16 protein-coding genes are annotated in these 19,453 nt (G+C 71.0%); 6 read left to right on the top strand and 10 right to left on the bottom strand.

Annotation, left to right across the window (positions count from 1 at the left end):
• Positions 1 to 21: 21 nt before the first annotated feature.
• The 3 genes from G4H71_RS22010 to G4H71_RS22000 are packed head-to-tail and all read right to left on the bottom strand — an operon-like array spanning position 22 to position 2,370.
• The gene (locus G4H71_RS22010) at positions 22 to 1,098 is read right to left on the bottom strand and encodes a quinone-dependent dihydroorotate dehydrogenase (protein ID WP_072739054.1); all 1,077 of its coding nucleotides are present in this window, start codon (positions 1,096 to 1,098) and stop codon (positions 22 to 24) included.
• Between the two features lie 10 nt (positions 1,099 to 1,108).
• A complete protein-coding gene (locus G4H71_RS22005) occupies positions 1,109 to 1,342 on the bottom strand; it encodes a DUF5703 family protein (RefSeq protein WP_072739055.1) in 234 nt (77 codons plus the stop codon).
• Positions 1,342 to 2,370, bottom strand: a complete 1,029-nt coding sequence (locus tag G4H71_RS22000) for a YncE family protein (RefSeq protein WP_072739139.1) — start codon at positions 2,368 to 2,370, stop codon at positions 1,342 to 1,344. The genes G4H71_RS22005 and G4H71_RS22000 overlap by 1 nt, the downstream gene beginning before the upstream one ends.
• Positions 2,371 to 2,501: 131 nt before the next feature.
• Here G4H71_RS22000 and G4H71_RS21995 point away from each other — a divergent pair, with 131 nt between their 5' ends.
• The gene (locus tag G4H71_RS21995) at positions 2,502 to 2,840 is read left to right on the top strand and encodes a hypothetical protein (RefSeq protein WP_072739056.1); all 339 of its coding nucleotides are present in this window, start codon (positions 2,502 to 2,504) and stop codon (positions 2,838 to 2,840) included.
• A 13-nt stretch (positions 2,841 to 2,853) separates the two neighbouring features.
• Here G4H71_RS21995 and G4H71_RS21990 read toward each other — a convergent pair whose 3' ends face one another.
• Entirely contained in the window at positions 2,854 to 3,786 is a 933-nt protein-coding gene (locus G4H71_RS21990; RefSeq protein ID WP_072739057.1) for an aldo/keto reductase, read from the bottom strand.
• A 217-nt stretch (positions 3,787 to 4,003) separates the two neighbouring features.
• On the opposite strand from G4H71_RS21990, the gene G4H71_RS21985 reads away from it, so the two are divergent.
• The 5 genes from G4H71_RS21985 to mshC all read left to right on the top strand — a co-directional run bounded on the left by G4H71_RS21985 (position 4,004) and on the right by mshC (position 8,498).
• Positions 4,004 to 4,849, top strand: coding sequence for an undecaprenyl-diphosphate phosphatase (locus tag G4H71_RS21985; RefSeq protein WP_072739058.1), 846 nt, complete (start codon positions 4,004 to 4,006; stop codon positions 4,847 to 4,849).
• A 118-nt stretch (positions 4,850 to 4,967) separates the two neighbouring features.
• Positions 4,968 to 5,681: a histidine phosphatase family protein gene (locus G4H71_RS21980; RefSeq protein WP_072739059.1), complete on the top strand. Its 714-nt coding sequence runs from the start codon at positions 4,968 to 4,970 to the stop codon at positions 5,679 to 5,681.
• A 129-nt stretch (positions 5,682 to 5,810) separates the two neighbouring features.
• Positions 5,811 to 6,407: an Rv2134c family protein gene (locus G4H71_RS21975; protein ID WP_072739060.1), complete on the top strand. Its 597-nt coding sequence runs from the start codon at positions 5,811 to 5,813 to the stop codon at positions 6,405 to 6,407.
• 6 nt (positions 6,408 to 6,413) lie between these two features.
• Positions 6,414 to 7,205, top strand: a complete 792-nt coding sequence (locus G4H71_RS21970; protein WP_072739140.1) for an Rv2133c family protein — start codon at positions 6,414 to 6,416, stop codon at positions 7,203 to 7,205.
• A 51-nt stretch (positions 7,206 to 7,256) separates the two neighbouring features.
• Positions 7,257 to 8,498 carry a cysteine--1-D-myo-inosityl 2-amino-2-deoxy-alpha-D-glucopyranoside ligase gene (gene mshC / locus G4H71_RS21965; RefSeq protein ID WP_072739061.1) on the top strand — a complete coding sequence of 414 codons (1,242 nt, stop codon included), beginning with the start codon at positions 7,257 to 7,259 and terminating at the stop codon, positions 8,496 to 8,498.
• Between the two features lie 22 nt (positions 8,499 to 8,520).
• Here mshC and G4H71_RS21960 read toward each other — a convergent pair whose 3' ends face one another.
• The 6 genes from G4H71_RS21960 to G4H71_RS21935 form a co-directional block, all read right to left on the bottom strand.
• Positions 8,521 to 12,708, bottom strand: coding sequence for a TIGR02680 family protein (locus G4H71_RS21960; protein ID WP_072739062.1), 4,188 nt, complete (start codon positions 12,706 to 12,708; stop codon positions 8,521 to 8,523).
• Positions 12,705 to 14,183, bottom strand: a complete 1,479-nt coding sequence (locus G4H71_RS21955) for a TIGR02678 family protein (RefSeq protein WP_072739063.1) — start codon at positions 14,181 to 14,183, stop codon at positions 12,705 to 12,707. The genes G4H71_RS21960 and G4H71_RS21955 overlap by 4 nt, the downstream gene beginning before the upstream one ends.
• Positions 14,180 to 15,664: a TIGR02677 family protein gene (locus G4H71_RS21950; protein ID WP_072739141.1), complete on the bottom strand. Its 1,485-nt coding sequence runs from the start codon at positions 15,662 to 15,664 to the stop codon at positions 14,180 to 14,182. Before G4H71_RS21950 ends, G4H71_RS21955 begins: the two co-directional genes overlap by 4 nt.
• A 214-nt stretch (positions 15,665 to 15,878) precedes the next feature.
• On the bottom strand, positions 15,879 to 17,024 hold the full coding sequence (locus G4H71_RS21945; protein ID WP_072739064.1) for a hypothetical protein: 1,146 nt from the start codon (positions 17,022 to 17,024) through the stop codon (positions 15,879 to 15,881).
• 148 nt (positions 17,025 to 17,172) lie between these two features.
• Entirely contained in the window at positions 17,173 to 18,279 is a 1,107-nt protein-coding gene (locus G4H71_RS21940) for a helix-turn-helix domain-containing protein (protein WP_072739065.1), read from the bottom strand.
• Positions 18,280 to 18,501: 222 nt separating this feature from the next.
• Complete coding sequence (locus G4H71_RS21935; protein ID WP_072739066.1) at positions 18,502 to 19,452, bottom strand: PAC2 family protein; 951 nt, start codon at positions 19,450 to 19,452, stop codon at positions 18,502 to 18,504.
• Position 19,453 lies beyond the last annotated feature (1 nt).

Raw genomic sequence — 19,453 nt, 5'->3', positions numbered from 1 at the left:
ATGCTTCCGGCCCGGTTCGTGTCAGCGGGCTCCGGCTCCCGCGCCCACGGCGTCGCGAATCGAGGTGAAACCCGCCTCGCGCACGCGCCGGGCGAGGTCCTTGTGGATGCGGCGGGCCCAGAAGGGACCGCCGTAGATGAATCCTGTGTAGCCCTGCACCAGCGATGCGCCGGCCAGGATCCGCTCGAAGGCCTGATCTGCCGTCTCGATCCCGCCGACGGAGATCAGGACGAGCCGGTCGCCGACCCTGGCGTGCAGGCGACGCAGGACCTCGATCGAGCGGGCCGCGACCGGAGGTCCGGACAGCCCACCCGGCCCCATCGCCGCGACGTCGGCGGCGGACGTGCGCAGGCCGTCCCGGCTGATCGTGGTGTTCGTCGCCACGATCCCCGCGAGACCCAGTTCGACGGCGAGATCGGCGACCGCGTCGATGTCCTCGTCGGACAGATCCGGCGCGATCTTCACGAGCACCGGGACCGTGACGGTGTCGAGTACCGCACGCAGCAGTGGGCGCAGCGACGACACGGCCTGCAGATCACGCAGGCCCGGGGTGTTGGGAGAGCTGACGTTGACCACGACGAAATCGGCGAGCGGGCCGAGCAGGCGGGCTCCGGCGGTGTAGTCGGCGGCGGCGTCCTCGGCCGCCACGATCTTGGTCTTGCCGATGTTCGCGCCGATCGGGATGTCGCCACGTCGGCGACGGAGATTGTTCGCGGCGCTGCCCGCCCCGTGATTGTTGAAGCCCATCCGGTTGACGAGCGCGCGGTCGGCGGGCAGACGGAAGAGCCGGGGAGCGGGGTTGCCGGGCTGCGCCTGGGCGGTGACGGTGCCGATCTCGGCGAAGCCCCAGCCGAGCGGGCCCCAGGCATCGACGCCGTCCCCGTTCTTGTCGAACCCCGCCGCCAGTCCCAGCGGCGCCCGGAAGTCGACCCCGAACACGGAACTGTGCAGGACCGGGTCGTCGACGACGAGAATGCGGGACGCGAGCCAGCGCGTCGGCCGGATCCGGGTGACCCATCGCATCGCGGTGAACGCCAGATGATGGATCCGTTCCGGGGAGACGAGGAAAAACAGGCGCAGGAGCAGGGTCTGATACACGGAGGTCTTCCTAGAGGGCCGGATCGGGAACGTGATGGGTGGTCTTGCGGCGTTTGAGCAGGACCCTTCGGCTGCCGTCGGTGTAGAGGCGCACGCGGGAGAGCTCCCACCCGCCGAACTCGGCCTGGATCGCCAGGCGCATCGCCGCGCTCACGCGGGTGACGTCGGGAGGCAATCGGAGTGGGATGTACTCGAAGTCCTCCGAGTCGCTCTCCCACCCCGCGGGTAGTGCGCGTCCCGCCATCACGACCTCCCAGTCGGTATCCGCTGCAGTCCGTCGCCCGTGGCCGAGCCGATCAGCAGGTCTCCGTCGGCATCCACCGCGAGGGAGTTCGGTTGCCGCACGGTGGGGAATCGCGCCGTCTCGACTCCCACACCGGTCGAGAGATCGTAACCGACCACCTCGTTCGTGGTCGGCAGAGTGACCCAGACCCGATCGGCCGAGTCGTCGTAGGCGACGGCGTACGGCTGTCCTCCGGTGGGGAAACGCTGGCGCAGCATCAGTTCGTCGGTGGAGTAGACGAGCAGTTCGTCACCGAGGGTGTCGGTGACGAGAACCCGATCGAAGTGATCGCTGGTGAGCGCGGAGGCGCCGTCCCCGGCGCGCAGCGCGAGCCCGAGCGATCCGTCCGCGACCGTCACCGCGGTGACGGACGTCTGACTGCGGTCCAGCGCGGTCAGCGTGTCACCGGCCACCGCGAGCCCGTCGACCCCGGACAACCCGGTGATGCGTTCCGCTTCCCCCTGTGGCGAATCGGACTCCTGGTCGAGGATGTGAATCTCACCATTGTCCAGACCCGCGGCCACCCGGCCGTCGCTGAGCTGCGCCGCCGCGAGCACCTGCCCGTCCACCGGGACGGCATCCACCCGGCCGGTGGCGACGTCCAGCCGCGCGACCTGCCCGTTCATCGCCAGGAGCATCGTGCCGTCGCCCGCGTCGGACGCGCTCGCGACGGCGTCGTCGAGTGTGATCTCGCGGGCCGGAGCATCGAGGTCGTCGGTGGGAAGCAGCAGCACGGTGCGGCGTTCGTCGGTGACCACGACGACGGAGCGCGTCACCGGGTCGAATGTGGTGGAATCGATCATCCGACCGACGATGTACAGGCTTCCGGCCGGTGTCGACGCCGCAGGCGGAGACTGAGGCACGGTGGCCGGTGCGAGGGACGAGACGTCCTCGTCGTGGTCGTTCGACGAGCAGCCGGTGACCAGCGCACCGAGAATCGATGCTCCGGCAACGGCAGCGACGACCACACGAGATCTCGATCCGGTCATGTGCGTAATCTCCTCGGTTCCGTCGTCGATCAACATCTGTAGAGCTGACCACTAGCATTCCTGATCGCTGGGAGACGGACGAAGCCGCGTCGGTAGCGGGGTACCGGAGCGGCCGTGAGGAGGGATTTGTCGTGGACATTCCCGGATCGTCGGAGTTCACGGTCGAGGACGTCACGGCCGGGGCGCACGCGCACGGATTCGGCACCACCGCAGACGGGGAGCCGTACGCCTTTCGCGTGCGCGGACGGGTGCTGTATCTCGAGATCTATCGAGCGGATCTGGACACCGAGGTGCCGAACGCGGGCGACGTCGTCGCGACGGCGGAGTGGCCGATCACCGAGATCGATCTCACCGACGAACGAAGCATCGTCGCCGCCGTTCGGGACGCCGTCGCGGATCGCGACCCGGTGGTGCGGAAACCGCCGGGGGAGGAGACGCTGCGCGCGATTCTCGGTCGATTCGGGATGTGACCGCCCGGTGCGGTCAGGCGCTCACGTCGTCGAGGGCCGCCGAGATCGCGGACGGCAGCTCGAGCTCCTCGGCCACCAGCACCCCGGTCAGCTGGGCGAGGTCACGGGCTCCCACCACGGCGCTGGCGACGGCCGGCCGGTCCCTGATCCACGCCAGCGCGACCGCCAGAGGTGACGTGCCGAGCCCGTCGGCCGCGGTGACCACCGCATCGACGACACGGACCGCGCTGTCGGTGAGGTAGCCGCGGACATCCTGCGCGTGGGACTCGTCGGCCCCGCGCGAATCCACCGGAACACCGTCCCGGTACTTGCCGGTGAGGACCCCGCCCGCGAGGGGGACGGCGGCGAACAGTCCCAGGCCGTGGTGGGTTGCGGCCGGGATCAGTTCCTCCTCGACCCCACGGGCGAGGAGCGAGTATTCGGCCTGGGTGGCGGTGAGCCGGGTGCGGTGGCCGGCGCCCGCTGCGGTCGCCAGCTGCCACCCGAGGTAGCCGCGGGCGCCCACATAGCGAACCTTTCCGCTGGTCACCGCGTACTCCAAGGTCTGAGCAACCTCGTCGACCGGCGTCCTGGCATCCCAGGTCGCCACCTGCCAGACATCCAGGTAGTCGGTGCCCAGCTCACGGAGCGTGCCGTCGAGTTGGCCCAGCAGCGCCCGCCGTGAGCAGTCGACGCGGGAAGCTCCCGCCGTGGAGGCGATTCCCGCGCTCGAGCTGATCACCAGGTTCGCCCGTGGCACGACGTCGTCGACGAGCTCGGCGAGGATTCGCTGCGCCACCCCGTCGCCGTAGGCGGGGGACGTGTCGACGAGCGTGCCACCCGCGTCGGCGAAGGCGGCCAGCTGGGCGGCGGCTTCGTCGCCGTCGGTGTCCCGTCCCCACGCGAGGGTGCCGAGCCCGAGCCTCGACACTCGTAGCCCGCTCGCTCCCACCGTTCTCTGTTCCATAACCGCCTGCGTCTCGCGTTCGAACCGGGGCGGGCCCACCGGCCCCGGGATAGTCACCACCCGGAAGCGTAATGGGCGCCCGCCGCCGCGACGGCCAGCCACGCCGGATTCCACACCGGCACACCGGTGCCGGTACCGTGGCGCCGGTGAATTGTGAACGTGAGACGGCGATGTGGCCTGAACCGGGCATTCCCGGCAGCTACGGGATCCGTGGCTGATGGGCGAGGCGATGACCTGGCTCCAGACGATCGTGCTGGGCGCCGTACAAGGGTTGACGGAATTCCTCCCGATCTCGTCGTCGGGGCACCTGCGGATCGTGTCGGGAATCTTCTTCGGTGACGACGCGGGTGCGTCGTTCACCGCGGTGACCCAGCTCGGTACGGAGGCCGCGGTTCTCGTGTACTTCGCCCGGGACATCGCGCGGATCGTCACGGCATGGTTCCGCGGCCTGTTCCGACCCGAGCACCGGGGCGATCTCGACTACCGTATGGGCTGGTACGTCATCATCGGCACCATTCCGGTGGGCGTACTCGGGTTCCTGTTCAAGGACCAGATCCGCACGGGCGCACGCAATCTCTGGTTGATCTCGAGCATGCTCATCATCTTCGCGCTCGTCATCGCGGCGGCGGAGTACTACGGGCGCAAGCGCCGCCCGATCGAGGAACTCACCCTCAAGGACGGCATCGTGATGGGCTCGGCCCAGGCACTGGCACTCATCCCGGGTGTGTCCCGTTCGGGTGGCACCATCAGCGCGGGCCTGTTCCTCGGCCTCACCCGTGAGGCGGCGGCCCGGTACTCGTTCCTGCTCGCGATCCCCGCGGTCGTGGCGTCGGGACTGTTCAGCCTCCCCGACGCGTTCGAGCCGGCGGGCGCTGGGCTGACCGCGAGTGGCGCGCAGCTGATCGTCGCGACGGTGATCGCCTTCGTCATCGGCTATGCGTCCATCGCCTGGTTGCTGCGGTTCGTGGCGAATCACTCGATGTACTGGTTCGTCGGCTACCGGATCATTCTCGGCGTGATCGTGATGATCCTGCTCGCCACCGGGGTCGTCGCGGCGACCTGATTCGGGCGGTGCCCTCCGCTGCCGTCGTGGTGTCCTGCGTCGTCGCCGTGCCACCCTTCGCGCCCGACCCGCCCGTGACCGCCCGCGCGGGTCGGCGCACGCAACTAGAGTGAGTCGAATGACAGTCGTTCTGCTGCGGCACGGTCGGTCGACCTCGAACACCGCGCACACCCTTGCCGGGAGATCTCCGGGAGTCGAGCTCGACGACCACGGGCACGACCAGGCCCGGGCAGTGGTCGACCGGCTCGTCGGCGTGCCGGTGGAGGAGATCGTGCGCTCACCGTTGCTGCGCTGTGCCCAGACGGTCGATCCGCTCGCCCGGGCGCGTGGCCTGGATCCGGTGGTGGAGGAACGGCTGCTCGAGGTCGACTACGGGGACTGGACGGGCCGCGAGCTGAAGGCACTGCTCGAGGAGCCACTGTGGAAGGTGGTTCAGCAACACGCCTCGGCCGCGGTGTTCCCCGGAGGGGAGGGTCTCGCCCAGGTGCAGGCGCGGGCGGTGGCCGCGGTCCGCGAACACGACGCGCGTCTCACCGAGACCCACGGGCGCGACGTGGTGTGGGTCGCGTGTACGCACGGCGACGTCATCAAGTCGATCCTCGCGGATGCACTGGGCTCCCACCTGGACGGCTTCCAGCGGATCGTCGCCGAGCCTGCCTCGATCAGCGTGGTCCGCTACACCGAGACCCGCCCGTTCGTGCTGCGGGTCAACGACACGGGCGGAGATCTGTCCGGCATAGCCTCGGTGACCAGACCACGGCAGGAGAGCCGTGCACAGGACGACACTCGGGAGCGGGATCTGACCGGCTCCGTTCCGGGAGGGGAGGTTTGAGGCGGCTCCGGATCACGCGACGAGCCGCCGCGGGCCGGATGGCGGATAATGGAGTGAGCATTCCGGGCGAGCGGTCTCGGTCGTGGGCGATGCCCGCGAGACTGCTCGAGCTGAGCTGAGGGAGGTGCAATGTCACGCGCGATACACGTTTTCCGCACCCCTGACCGATTCGTCGCGGGAACCGTCGGAGAGCCGGGTGACCGGGCGTTCTATCTCCAGGCCGTGCACGATGCGCGGGTGGTGAGTGTCCTGCTGGAGAAGCAGCAGGTACAGGTGCTCGCCGACCGGATGGGACTGCTCCTCGACGAGGTGCACCGGAGGTTCGGTACCGAGGTGCCACTGCAGCCGGCCGAACCGGAGGACGTCAAACCGCTGGTCACGCCGATCGACGCCGAGTTCCGGGTGGGCACCATGGGGCTGGGCTGGGACGCCGATGCCGAGGCCGTGGTGGTGGAGTTGCTCGCCGTCAGCGAGACCGACTTCGACGAATCGGTCGTGCTCGACGACTCGGAGGAGGGCCCCGACGCGGTGCGTGTCTTCCTCACTCCGATCCAGGCGCGTGAGTTCTCGCTGCGCTCGGAACGCGTGATCGCGGCCGGGCGCGCCCCGTGCCCCCTGTGCGGGGAACCGCTGGCCCCCGAGGGGCACGTGTGCATTCGTACCAACGGCTACCGGCGCGGGCAGATGTTCGGGCTGACCGCCGCGGACGTCGACGAGGAGGACTGAGTGCCGGTGCCCGCCGATCCACTCGCCACCGGCGAGCTCACCGTGATCGGCCAGGTCGCCCACGCCAGCAACGCGACGCTGGTGTGTGATGCCTCCCTCGGCGAGAACACCGTGCGCTGCGTGTACAAGCCGGTGCGCGGCGAGCGGCCGCTCTGGGATTTCCCCGACGGGACCCTGGCCGGCCGCGAATTCGCGTCCTACCTGGTGTCCGAGGCGCTCGGGTGGGGCGTGATCCCCCGGACACTGCTCCGGGAAGGCCCGTTCGGCCCCGGGATGGTGCAGCGCTGGATCGACACTCCGGACCGGCATGCCGAACCGGGTGGCCTCGATCTCGTCGACCTCTGTGAGCCGGACTCGGTTCCGCCGGGCTGGTTCGAGATCCTGCAGGCGATCGGCGGGGACGGCGAGCCGGTGGCGCTGATCCACGCCGACGATCCGCGCCTGCAGCGGATGGCCGTCCTCGACGTGCTCCTCAACAACGCGGACCGCAAGGGCGGGCATGCGCTCGAGGGCCTCGACGGCGAGGTGTACGGCGTGGATCACGGCATCTGCCTGCACGCCGAGAACAAGTTGCGGACCGTGCTGTGGGGCTGGGCCGGGCGCGAGGTTCCCGGCCCGCTCGTCGTCGACGTGACCGAGCTGGTGCAGCAACTCGACGGAGATCTGGGCAAACAACTGTCCGAGCACGTGACCGTCGACGAGGTCGATGCACTCGCCGAACGGGCCCGCGCACTGGCCTCCGTCGCGAGGATGCCGACGCCGGCCGGTCCCCGCCACATCCCGTGGCCTCCGTTCTGACGGGACGGCTCGCCGGTCGCCCCGTGAGGGGGCTCCACTAGGCTCGAGGGCATGCAGTCTTGGTCCGCCACCGCGATCCCGTCCGTCCCCGGCCAGGGACCACCACTCCGGTTGTACGACACGGCGGACCGCCAGGTTCGGCCGGTGACGCCGGGGCGCACCGCGACGATGTACGTGTGCGGGATCACGCCCTACGACGCCACCCATCTCGGGCATGCCGCCACGTACATCACGTTCGACCTGGTCAACCGGATCTGGCTGGACGCCGGACACGACGTCCACTACGTGCAGAACGTCACCGACGTCGATGATCCACTGTTCGAGCGGGCCGAACGCGACGGCGAGGACTGGCTCGTCCTCGGCATGCGGGAGACGGCGCTGTTCCGGGAGGACATGGAGGCGCTGCGCGTCCTGCCACCGCGCGACTACGTCGGCGCCGTCGAATCCATCGGCGAGGTCATCGAGATGGTGGAGAAGTTCGTCGCCTCCGGCGCGGCATACGTCGTCGACGACGAGCAGTACCCCGATGTCTACTTCCGGGCCGATGCGACCGAACAGTTCGGGTACGAGTCGGGCTACGACCGCGAGACCATGGACACGTTGTTCGCCGAGCGGGGCGGCGATCCCGAGCGGCCCGGCAAGGAGAATCCGCTCGATGCGCTGGTGTGGCGGGCGGCGCGGCCCGGCGAGCCGTCCTGGCCGTCGCCGTTCGGCCCCGGCAGGCCCGGCTGGCACGTGGAGTGCTCGGCCATCGCCCTCAACCGGATCGGCTCCGGCTTCGACATCCAGGGCGGGGGCAGCGACCTGATCTTCCCGCACCACGAGTACTCCGCAGCCCACGCCGAATCCGTCACGGGGGAGCGGCGTTTCGCTCGCCACTACGTACACACCGGGATGATCGGGCTCGACGGTGAGAAGATGTCGAAGAGCCGCGGCAATCTGGTGTTCGTCTCCAAGTTGCGGGGTGAGGGAGTGGACCCGGCCGCGATCCGGCTCGGTCTGCTCGCCGGGCACTATCGCGGCGACCGGGCCTGGACGGACGAGGTGCTGAGCGAGGCGCACCAGCGCCTGGACACCTGGCGCCGCGCCGCGGCCCTGCCCGCGGCCCAGTCGGCGCAGGACACGATCGCGCGGGTCCGCCAGCATCTGGCCGACGATCTCGACACCCCGAAGGCCTTCGCGGCGCTCGACGGGTGGGCGCGGCGCGCACTCGACCACCGCGGCACGGACGCGGACGCCCCCGCACTGGTGGCCGACGCGGTCGACGCTCTCCTGGGAGTGCCGCTGCGCTGACCGGCTCCGGTGGACGCGCGCCTCACACCTCGACGAACTCGAGCGCGTCCCCGGCGGGGAGTACCCGCCGCCGCAGCGGCGAGCCCAGTGCCCGTTCGAGCCCGGAGCCGTCGTGTTCGGCGAGCAACTCGCCCGAAGACCACACCATGAGGACGGCGCTCACCGCGTGGGCGGCCGCCGAGTGCGAGAGGTCGTAGTGCGCGCACGCCGGCACCTCGGCGTGGGTGACCCACAGGTCGTAGCCGGTCATGAACAGGTCCAGATCGAACTGGACCGTGAGCCCCAGCAGCTCCCGGCGCCCGTTCTCGTCGACACCGGCGAAGGCCTCGTCGAGGGCGAGCAGCCGGGGCGCCTGAGGGTCGGCCGAGTCGAGCATCACGTGCGCGGCGGCGAACAGCGGCAGATGCAGCGAGACGGACTGCTCGCCGCCGGAGAGCGCACTGTGCCGGGCCACGGTGAGCCGATCCTCGCTGCCGTCGGCACCGAGCAGGGTGAAGGTGAACGAGCGCCAGCGACGGTAGTCGAGTGCCTCCGAGAGGATCTCGGGGTACGAACGCTCCGGATGCGCCGCCCGCGCGGTGCGGATCCGGGCGGCGAAATGGGCGCGCATCGCGGCCAGTTCCTCCGCGCCCAGGGTGGTCGCGTCGCGATCCAGCAGCTTCGCGACGGCACGGGCGTCGTCGTCGAGCGAGTCGGCGAGACCCCAGTGGATGCCGATCGTGTTGCCGGAGGACATCTTCCGCTCCCGCATCTCGGCACCCATCCGCGAGATCAGGGCCCGGGCCTCCACGGTCCGCTCGTGAATCTGCTGGGCGAGACCCCCGAGCAGAGCATCCTCGAGGATCCGCCGTTCGGAATCGGTGAGGAGGAGTTCCTGGTCCGCACGTGCGGCCGCGATCCGCGCCGCGAAGTCGGTGATCGACGACGCGCCGTGTTCGTCCTGGACCTCGACCACGGTGAGATGATCCGGTGCGTCCCAGCGCAGCCGATAGTCCCGCTGGGCGGCGGTGAGCTGGGACTCGAAGCGTTGCAACGCCGCGGACAGCGCGGTTCGGCTGGACTTGCGCGCGGACTCCCCGCCGGAGACCGCCGCGGTGGCCGTGTCGAGCGCGCGGTACAGGGCGGTGACCTCGTCCGGCAGGATCGCCGCGTCCCCGGGACCGGTGGCGCCCGTGGTGAGACGGTAGGTGACCTGCTCGGGGGTGGACCACGCCCCCTCGCTCGCGGGCCAGGCGACCTCCGTGTCGGCCGCGGGAACCCCGAGCAGTGCCAGGACGTCCGGACGGGCGCACGGAGCGAGCCGGTGTGCATCGGACTGCGCCTCGCCGACGGTGTGCAGCAGCGTCGCGGCGGCCGACGTGTGGGCGGCATCGGCCGCCGAGATCCGTTCCAGGGTGGCCTGCAACACGGCGCGGGCGCGGCGTTCGTCGGTCTTGCCTGACTCCACCCGGGCGCGGGTGGACGCGATCTCGGCGTCGATCTGCTCGGCGTCCGCGCCGAGCGAGTCCCGCAGTGTCGCGAGCCGGCGAGCCTGGGTGTCGTGGCGTTCCCGGTCGGCCGCGGCGGTCTCGGCGTGATCGGCCGCGTCGGTCCGGGCCTCCTCCCATCGTTCCCGTGCCCGGGCCGCGGCGTCGTCGGCCACCGCGCACTCCCGGTGCAGGCGCACGACCGCGGCGCCCCGGTCCTCGAAATGCCGCACCGCTGCGGACAGCGAGTCGAGCGCCCGCGGTGTGGTGGGGACGGTGCGTGAGGCTCCGGTCGACGCGAGCTCGCGATCGCGCCCGGACACCTCGACCACTGCCCGATCGAGGTCGCTGCGGGCCGACTCCGCGAGTTCGGTCTGCGTCCGTAGCGCACCCGCCGACTCGGCCACGCGGCGTCGCGCGGCGACGATCTCACCGGTGCGCGGGAGCGCCTTCGCGGCGGCCGCGAACTCGGCGATACGCGCCGCGGCCGCGGTCTCGGCGCTCTCGGCGACGGCCAGGGCTTCCTCGGCCCCGGCGAGTGCGGCGTCGATCTCGGCGATCCGCGCTGCCCGGCGGCGCGCGCGTGCGGTGGCCCCGATGTACTCGGCGTGGTCCTTCACGTGGGCACCGGCCTGGATCCCCAGGCGGAACCGCCCCCTCGTGTCGACGGCGACCTGTGCCGACATGTCGTCGAGCGCCACGGAGTCGAGAATTGCCCGCAGCGAGTCCGTTTCGGGTCCCGTGGGATCCTCCACCTCGAGCACGGCGGACAGGGTGCGCCCGTTCGGGCGGGCGGACGCGGGCAGGGGAGTCAGCACCCGGCCGAGCTCGGTCGAGCCGTCCCCGCCCGGCCGCGGCTCGTGGTCGGGGAGCACCCGGGCGTCCAGCAGGTTCGCCGCGCGGAGAGCGGCTTCGATCCGGGCCGCGTCACGCTCGGGTACGTCGTCCCGGAAGCGGACCAGCCGCCACAGCGCGGTACCGGCGTCACCGGTGGGTGAGGCCGGGGAGGTGGACGGCGCGTCGTCGTGCTCGGCCGCCACGTGCTCCCGCTCGGCGGCCAGTTCGTCGCGTGTGCGCCTGGCCTCCACCGCGTCGAGGCGCGCCTGCTGTCGCTGCGTCCGGATCTGCTCGAGCGGCCCGGCGGTGTATTCGCCGAGGACTCCCGCCGACGTCGGGGCGTCGGCGTCGCCGATCCGGTCCAGGGTCTCCTCGAGGGCCTGCACCAGGGGAGCAGCCGATCCGGGCGAGTGGTCGAGAGAGGGGGACTCGTAGAGGGAACTGTGGTCGACCCACCAGCGCCGGAGCGCGGCACGTGCCTGTGAGCGGGCATCGTCGACCGCGGCCTCCGCCCCCGCGACCTCGGCGGAGGCGTCCGCGAGCCGCGCCTGGGAACGGTGGGCGGCCTCCTGCGCGCGGTCCCGGACGGCGGTGGCCCGGCCCACGTCGGTGAGAGCGTCGCGAACGGCCCGGATGTCGTCGTCGCGCTCGGCGGCGTGGGCGCGGACGGCGTCGGAAACCGCCCCGGCCTCGGCGCGGGGTATCCACTCGATACCGGCGTCGACGGCAGCAGCGGACAGGTCGGACTCGGCCCGGGTGAGCGCGGCGCGTGCCTGTTCACTGCGCAGCCGCGACTCCTCCGCCTCGGCGGCCCGGGCATCGGTCGCCGCCTGCAGACGTTCTGCGCGCCGCTCGTGATCGACCTGTCGTTCCTGCAAGGACTCGACGTACTGGGCGAGATCGTCGAGTTGCTCCTTGCCCTTGTACGCGCTGGACTGCTGGAGCGCCTCGAGCTGGGCGCGGGCCTGCTCGACCGCGTGCTCGGCGGCCTCGACGTCCCCTGCGGCGACGTCGCGTTCGCGGTGGCCGGCATCGCGTTCGGCGGCCGCGGACGCCAGATCCCGGGTCGCGGCATCGACCGCCTCCAGCCGGGTGGTGAGTTGTTCGACGTCGGCGCGAACCTGTCTCCGGAGATAGTTCGTGTAGACGTCGAGAAATGCCGTCGTCGCACTGTCCGCCGCCGCGAGACCCTCGAGTGCCCGCGCGACGTCCTCCATGTCCGTGAACGACCGCGCGGCCTCCATGACGAGGTTCTCGTCGAGTGGCCGGAGGCCGTCGGTGAGCGCCCGGGACAGCCCCTTCGGGTCCAGGTTCTTCGCCAGCTGCGGACGGCGCAGTGTGAGAACCAGATTGATCAGCTGATCGTAGCGTTGCCGACCGAGACCGAACATGCGTGCATCGATCGACGCGCGGTAGTCGACGGGGCGATCGGTGATGCTGTCGCTGCCGAGGGCTTCCGCGAGTTGCCTCCTCGTGAGGGGCCGGTCGTCGTCGGCCAGCAGCGAGAAGTCCACGCCGACACGTCCGTCCGCCACGAAGTACCAGCGGGTGACCTTGTCGGCGGTGCGCGCCGCCCGCATTCCGATCCCCACCGTCACGGCCTCGGGGTCGTCCTCCGGGCCTCGGCAGAACTCCATCCACACGTACGAGTACGCGCTGTCCTGTCCGCGGTAGAGCAGATTGGACTTCATCGTGCGTTCCTCGCCGGCGAAGGGGTTGAGCCGACGCGGTTCGATCCGGCCGTCGAGGACGAACGGGAACAACACCTCGAGCGCCTTGGTCTTCCCGGATCCGTTGGGGCCGCGCAGCACCAGGCGACCGTCGGCGAAGCAGAACTCCTGGTCCTCGTAGTCCCAGAGGTTGATGATCCCCGCCCGGGTGGGGCGGAAGCGGGCACTGTTCGTCATGACGCCTCGTCGTTCGTCTGGTCTGTGGTCGTGTCCGTGATCGGCGGGATCGGTTCGGGTGGGGGCGGCTCGAAGAGCGCGGGATCGGCCGTCCGCGAACGGATACCGACCACGACACCCCGGTATCGGGCGAGCGCGGGAAGCGCGAGGAGGCCACCGGGAACCGGATGCACGAGACGCAGCCGGTCCAGGACGTCCACGGCCCGGCGCGCCAGCCCGCGGGGGTCGGCCTGCCACTGGGCGGCGAAGGTCCGGCCGTAGCGCACGGAGAGCGCGTCGACCGTGGCGGTGAGCCAGTCGTCTCCGAGGAAGGGGTGTGCCGACGCCCGTTCGTGGTGGTCGGCTCCAGGATGGCGGCCGGTGTCGGTGGTGTCGGTGTCGGTGGCGAGCGCGTCGAACACCCCGTTCCGCGGCATCGCGCCGTCCAGTTGCGCCGTGAGGACCGCGGAGCGGTCGTCGTGCCACGCACGTCGCTCCGGCGTGGCCGTGCCCTCGGTGTCCGGGCCGGTGTCGGTGCCCGTATCGGCACTCGGCTGCTCGGCGAGGACGCGGTCGCAGATCTCACCCGCGAGGAGAAGCGCGACCTGGGCGACCGTGCCGTTGCCGGGAAACCGAATCGACGACAGGCGGCCCGAAGGGTCGATCATCGCGATGCCCTCCCGCCGCCGTTCCGGAACGAGCCCGGTCAGCAGCCGGACTTCCTCGACCGAGCGCGGCGACGCGAGATGCACGAGCTCGGTGTCGGTGAGCTCGTCGGCGTAGACGACCGGACGCTCCACGAGAGCACGTCGCACCCGCCGCCCGGCGGCGCCGGTGTCCGAGCCCGAACCGTCGTGGTGGTCGTCGAGGTGTTCGGGTTCGCCCGTCAGCTCGGCGACCGATCGGAGATGCTGGACCGCCTTCCGCGGCCGGAACAGCGCCGCGACGACGCCGCGGTCGATGTCGTACAGCGCCTCGCCTGCCTCCGGATCCGCCGTCCACCCGCCGGCGTCCCCGTCGGCGAGGGCCAGCGCGCCGCGGTGGGCCAGCCATCCCACCGCGTCGGCGAAGGCGTCCCGGTCGGCCGCCAGATCCGTGTCCAGATCGATGCCGTCGACCCCGGCCGCGTCGGCCGCGACTCGTTCGGCGAGCTCGGACAGCGTGACCTGGCCACCGGAGCGGCCGAGTACCGCGATCGCGAGGGCGAGCAGCGCGTACCGTCGCCGGTCGAACGGCCGGTCGGTGGAGGTCACCGCCGGTGCGGCGGGGTGTAGCGCGTCGCGCACGGTGTGCAGCCGGGCCGTCGTCTCGGTCACCTCCAGCCGGTAGCCGAAGGTCTCCGCCAGATCCTCACGCAACTCCGGGGCCCACGCCCGAATCAGCGGCAGGGCGTTCCGATCGGGATAGCGGGTGGTGACGAGATGGTTGGCGAGCACCGTGCGGGCGGCTCGCTGATAGGAATCGAGATCGAGGGAACCGATCGTGCGCGCTCTCATCGGACGTCGACCTCGATTCCGTCGAGGTACAGCCGACCGCGGGCCGTGTCGACGACGGTGGCCCCCTCCCCGGGGCGAACGGTGAGGACGGCGCCCCCGTCTCGGGCGTCACCCCAGTGCACACTGCCGCTCACCGTCGCGCGGGAGGAGAGCGCCGTGTCGAGGAGCCTGAGCAGCACGTCCGTCTCCGGCTCGGTGAGCGGGCGCGTGTAGGCCCCGGCCTCGGCGAGCGACGCCGCGGCACCCGCGCGGGACCGCTGCGCCGCGAGCTGCGCGTCCCGCAGCCGCCGTACCCCCGGCCCGTCGCGATGGACGCGATGCGGAACACCCGCGGCGGGCGCGCGGCCGGTCTCGGCGAGCGTGCGGGAGATCTCGACCGGTGGTGCCTCCCACCAGGACTGCTCCTCCGTGATCTCGCCGGCGTGGGTCTCTTCGGCGCGCGGATGGACTCCGGAGAGATGACGCGGACGATCGAGATCGAACACCGCCTGGAACAGTGCGTGCGCGGCGTCCTCGGTGGGAGCGGCGGCGAACCAGCCGGCCACGTGCCGGAGCTGGCTGTCCCGGCTGACTCCGCCCTTGCGGTTCTCGGTCACCCGACGGAGCAGGGCCAGCACGGCCGCGATTGCGCTCATCGTGCCGTCTCGGAGCCGGTCGGCCTCGCTCAGCGCTCCGTCGGCGGCGACGAACCATTGCGCGAGACCGGCCCACCGCTGCCGCCAGTCCGCCTCGCGTTCGTTCAGGGGGCGCAGAATCCGGCCGTCGTGCGCTACCGCCCGGGCGACCATCAGGTCGATATCCGACTCCTCGACCTCGCGGATCGCCGTGGCCAGCCGCGGCGCGTACCGGGCCAGATCCGAGCTGAACTCACGCATGTGCGTGAGCAGTGCGTCCTTGTGCGCGAGGAACGTCTCGGGCGTGACGTCGGTGGTGCGGACCATCGTGCCGAGGGAGAGGTAGAAGCGTGCCGCCCGGTCGGCCATGTCCGACAGCGTGGCGTCGAGTCGGCCGAGCTTGCGGGCCACTCTCTCGGCATCACCGTCCCGGTTCGCGTCGGCCAGGTCGGTCAGGTCGGCGAGGAGGTCGGGGAGCGCGGCCCGGGACAGGGACACCTCGTCCGGCCCGGCCGCGAGCACGCCCTCGACCGCTCGGAATGCCTCGAAGCCCAGATCGGTGAACTGATAGACGAAATGCCGGTTGCGGTACTCGGCGAGTGTGGCTGCTCGGCTTCCGTCGTGCGTGCGCTCGAGGACACCCCACTGATGGAGTTGATCGAGGAGTGCGGCGACGTCGGGGGAGGGGAGCGGCTCCCCTGACACCCCCGATTCCCCCGATACACCGTCGCCGATCTCTCCGAGGATGCGGGAGACGTCGGCCGCGTGGAGGAGGACGACGTATCGCGAGCGGGCCTGCTCGAATGCGCGCAATACCCACAGGTACTCGACCCGCTTCTCGGCCGTCGCGAACGAGAACACTCTCAGGCGGCCACCGGTGTCCCGGATACCCGGGTGCCCTCCTGCGCCGACCGGGTCGGCTTCGTGCACGGGCGGCCCGGCCGGGATTTCACTCACCGTGACAGGGTAGGCGCCCGCGCCGGGCGAACCACGTTGCCGGGTGCCGTGTCGGGTTCATTCGTCCGGCTGGGACGGAAGATCAGGAAAGGCCGAACGGCGTCTCGAGGTCGGTGCCGGATGATCAGCCCCAGAGGAGGACGAACGCGGCGATCACCAGCCCGACGAGCACGATCGCCCCGATCATCGCGGGGACGAACCGGAACGCCGCCGAACCGCTGCTCGAGGCCTCGGGTTCCTCGCGTCGGGCCCGGGTGGCCACGGCGGTGGTCGCCGGTGCCCGGGTCTCGTGCACCGGGGCGTCGACCGGCGCCGACTCGGCCGCGTACTGCACGGAAGGACGCGCGGACGGGACGAGGCGTTCGGGCTCCTCGGTGGCGATCGCGTCGATCACCTCGGTGATGTCGTAGGACGGTGGCAGCCCGATCGGTGACACGCGGTGGGTGGTCGGATTGAAGCCCGTGGCACGGATGGCAGCACCCAGTGCGGCAGTCTGCTCGGGGCCCGGCCCGATCACGCAGTGCACCGCGAGTTTGGCGCTGACCGACTCCGCGACGGCCCGGATCGCCGGTGCGTCCCGGGCGATGAGGCCGTCGCCGGTGACCACGACGGCGTCGAGGTTCTCCGGAAGCCATCCGAACGCTCCGAGTGCCGTCGCGAGCTGCGAAGCCGGTGATCCGCCCCTGGCGTAGCGGAAGGCTTTCCCCGCGGCCACGCCCGAACGGATCAGTGCGACCGTGGTGCCGGTGTCGTCGACGTGATAGATCCCGACCAGTTGCCCCGGCTGTTCGGCGATCTCGGACTCGAACCACGCGGAGGTTGCCTCCGCGTCCGACACGAGCGAGATGTGGGAGAGCCCGGCGAACTGGAGCGCGTCGTTCAGCGCGGCGACCGCGGACGCGTCCCAACGCGTGGGATACGACGCCATGATGTCGGGCGCCCCTCCGTGGCGGCCGCCGTGACGGGGGAGCGGCTCGCAGTCGCGCAACAGACACCGGATCGCCCCGGCGACGAGATCCTCCGCACGGTAGAGCATTCCGCCGCCGACCTCGACGCCCTCGGTGTGCCCGACGCGGGAGAGGAATCCCGAGATCGAGTGCACGCCGGGGTCACTCGGCGTGCCTCCGCCGAACACCGCGGTCCCGCCGGGCAGCATGTGCAGCACGGTGTCCCGGACGATGACGACCGGGTCCGGCGACCCCGGGTCGTTCGAGGCCACCACCGCTGTCGATACGACGTCTCCGATCCTGAGCCCGACTCCCATGGTCATGCTGACACCTCGACTACTCGTCTCACGTGTGGAATTGCGGTCCGCCGCCGGATCCCACCCGATCCGTGCGACAGGTGTACATCCTGCTACGCCGCCGGGTACGCGCCTGCGTTCCCGGGCCGTGTGTCGCTGGATTTCGCGGGCACGCTCACGCGGGTCCGCCGACCGGCAGTCGCCACTCGCTCTCGTGGGCGGTCATCCAGTCGAGCAGACGTTCCGCTTCCTCCGGGTGCCGTCCCCGCCCGGCGAGCAGGTCGGCGAAAGCCTGTGTCGGGGCCACCATCCGGACGCCGGACCGGAGCAGCGTGCGGTCGAAGACGGCGGGGGAGCGGGGTGTGGCGATCACGACGGTCGCTCCGTCCTCGACGGCACGCAGGCCGAGGGAGCGGGCCAGCGCGTCCGGGTCGTCGGCGTAGACCTGGAGTAGTTGCAGCGTCCCGTACTCGGTGAACGTCGCGGCGGCGTGTGAGCCGGTCACCGCGTACAGGGCGTCGGGCAGGCCGGCCAACCGCGCGAGCACCGCCGAGACACCCCCGGGCGCAACGTATCCGAGGGACTGGCAATCCTGGAAACTCGAGTCGGAACTCCACGCGCGCAGCATCGGGACCCAGCGCACGCGGGTGATGGGCCCGCGGGGGAGTCTCTCGATCAGTTCCCGTTCGGCCAGCGTCTCGACGACGCGGTAGGTCGCGCCGGTCGATGCCCCGGCGAGGGCGATGAGTTCGGGCACGGTGACCGCGCCGGCGTGGTCGGCGAGGGCGCGTACCACCCGGGCAGCGGGATCCCCGGTGAGCTGGGCGGGAGGCCGCCCGGGCCCGCGCCACGGATCTGCGTCCGCTCCTCGGTCGCGGACCCAGATCGCCGGCCGGTCCGCGTGGACGGAGACGTTGCCGGTGGCATCGGCGTAGGACAGGCCGCGCCCGTCCAGTTGTCGGCGTACCGGATCCGACAGATAGCGCGCGCAGACGAAGCCACGGTCCGAATCCGACAGTGCGTCGGCGAACTTCGCGGCATCACCGGCGAGGACGCCGCGTGCGGTGATGACGTGGAAGGAGGCGACCTCGCCGGTCGGTGCCGTGACCAGCATGCGTTCCGGTGCGGCGGCCAGCGACGCGGACTTGGCGGAGGCGATGCTCCACCCGGCGGGGAGCGCGCTGCGCAGTGTTGCCACCGCCCTGCGGTAGAGGTCCACGTCGCGTTCGGGCTTCGGCGGCAGCGCCGCCGCGGGAATGTCGGTGGGGGAGTTCTCGGCCACGATCGCAGGCTATTCGAGTCGGTCTCCTACGGAATGCCGGAATTTCCCGAGCGCGCGCTCATCGACACCCGGACGGCACGACCACATTGCCGAGAAGGTCGCGCCGACCTGGTGGGACGCGTGTGACGAGCGGGCCGAAAGAGGCTCTCCGCGACCTGTGTGACGCGTGAGTATTCGGGTGTCGGTCCGGGCGTGTCGGCGCGGGGACGCGGGCGCCCCCGGTCAGGCGCCGAAACTGCCCGGGCCGCGGCGGCGCAGGTACTTCTCGAACTCGGCTGCAATGGCGTCGCCGTCGATCTTGGCGATGACATCGGAGATGTCCGCCTCCGCGTCCCCACGTTCCTCGAGGGACCGGACGTAGTCGCCGATGTCCTCGTCCTCGGACGTCATCTCCGTCACTGCCTCCTCCCAGTCCTCCGACTGCGCGGGAAGCTCGCCCAGTGGGACCTCGAGATCGAGCACGTCCTCGACGCGCTGGAGAAGTGCCATGGTCGCTTTGGGGTTGGGCGGTTGCGCGATGTAGTGCGGGACCGCCGCCCAGAAGGAGATCGACGGTATCCCGGCACGGACCAGCTCGTCCTGGAGGACTCCGGTGATTCCGGTGGGGCCCTCGTACCGGCTCTGCTCGAGGTGGAACTGCTCGGCGGCCTCACTGCTGTACGCGGAGCCCGTCACCGGGACCGGTCGTGTGTGTGGGGTGTCGGCGAGGAGTGCGCCCAGGATCACGACCGTCTCGATCTCCAGCTGCTCGATGAGTTCGATCACATCTGCGCAGAATCTGCGCCAGCGCATGTTCGGTTCGATGCCGCGCAGCAGGACGATGTCACGAGTTGCGGCGGGGGGTGAGCAAACCGACAGGCGGGTGGTGGGCCAGACGATCTCCCGGGTGACACCCTTCACCTGGCGGACGGTCGGCCGATTGACCTGGTAGTCGTAGTAGTCCTCGGAGTCCAGTTCGGCCAACGGCTGTGCGTCCCAAGTCAGCTCGAGATGTTCGACCGCGCCGCTCGCGGCGTCGCCCGCGTCGTTCCAGCCCTCGAACGCGGCGACGAGCACCGGGCGGCGCAACGTCGGGAACTCGTCCTCGGTGCCGGACTCGGTGACGCCGGCAGCAGGCACCGAGGTGCTGTCACCACCCGGCGGGGACGACGTCGGAAACTCTGAGGAACTCACC

Origin of the sequence: Rhodococcus triatomae (assembly GCF_014217785.1) — a bacterium.
In the GTDB taxonomy this organism is placed as follows: domain Bacteria; phylum Actinomycetota; class Actinomycetes; order Mycobacteriales; family Mycobacteriaceae; genus Rhodococcus_F; species Rhodococcus_F triatomae.
Note: the sequence above shows the minus strand (reverse complement) of the source record. Positions and strands in the feature narration are given on the sequence as shown.

Coding starts and splice junctions, on each gene's coding strand:
- G4H71_RS22005 (WP_072739055.1), bottom strand. CDS start 1,342: ATGGCGGGACGCGCACTACCCGCGGGGTGGGAGAGCGACTCGGAGGAC.
- G4H71_RS22000 (WP_072739139.1), bottom strand. CDS start 2,370: ATGACCGGATCGAGATCTCGTGTGGTCGTCGCTGCCGTTGCCGGAGCA.
- G4H71_RS21990 (WP_072739057.1), bottom strand. CDS start 3,786: ATGGAACAGAGAACGGTGGGAGCGAGCGGGCTACGAGTGTCGAGGCTC.
- G4H71_RS21985 (WP_072739058.1), top strand. CDS start 4,004: ATGGGCGAGGCGATGACCTGGCTCCAGACGATCGTGCTGGGCGCCGTA.
- G4H71_RS21980 (WP_072739059.1), top strand. CDS start 4,968: ATGACAGTCGTTCTGCTGCGGCACGGTCGGTCGACCTCGAACACCGCG.
- G4H71_RS21975 (WP_072739060.1), top strand. CDS start 5,811: ATGTCACGCGCGATACACGTTTTCCGCACCCCTGACCGATTCGTCGCG.
- mshC (WP_072739061.1), top strand. CDS start 7,257: ATGCAGTCTTGGTCCGCCACCGCGATCCCGTCCGTCCCCGGCCAGGGA.
- G4H71_RS21960 (WP_072739062.1), bottom strand. CDS start 12,708: ATGACGAACAGTGCCCGCTTCCGCCCCACCCGGGCGGGGATCATCAAC.
- G4H71_RS21955 (WP_072739063.1), bottom strand. CDS start 14,183: ATGAGAGCGCGCACGATCGGTTCCCTCGATCTCGATTCCTATCAGCGA.
- G4H71_RS21945 (WP_072739064.1), bottom strand. CDS start 17,024: ATGACCATGGGAGTCGGGCTCAGGATCGGAGACGTCGTATCGACAGCG.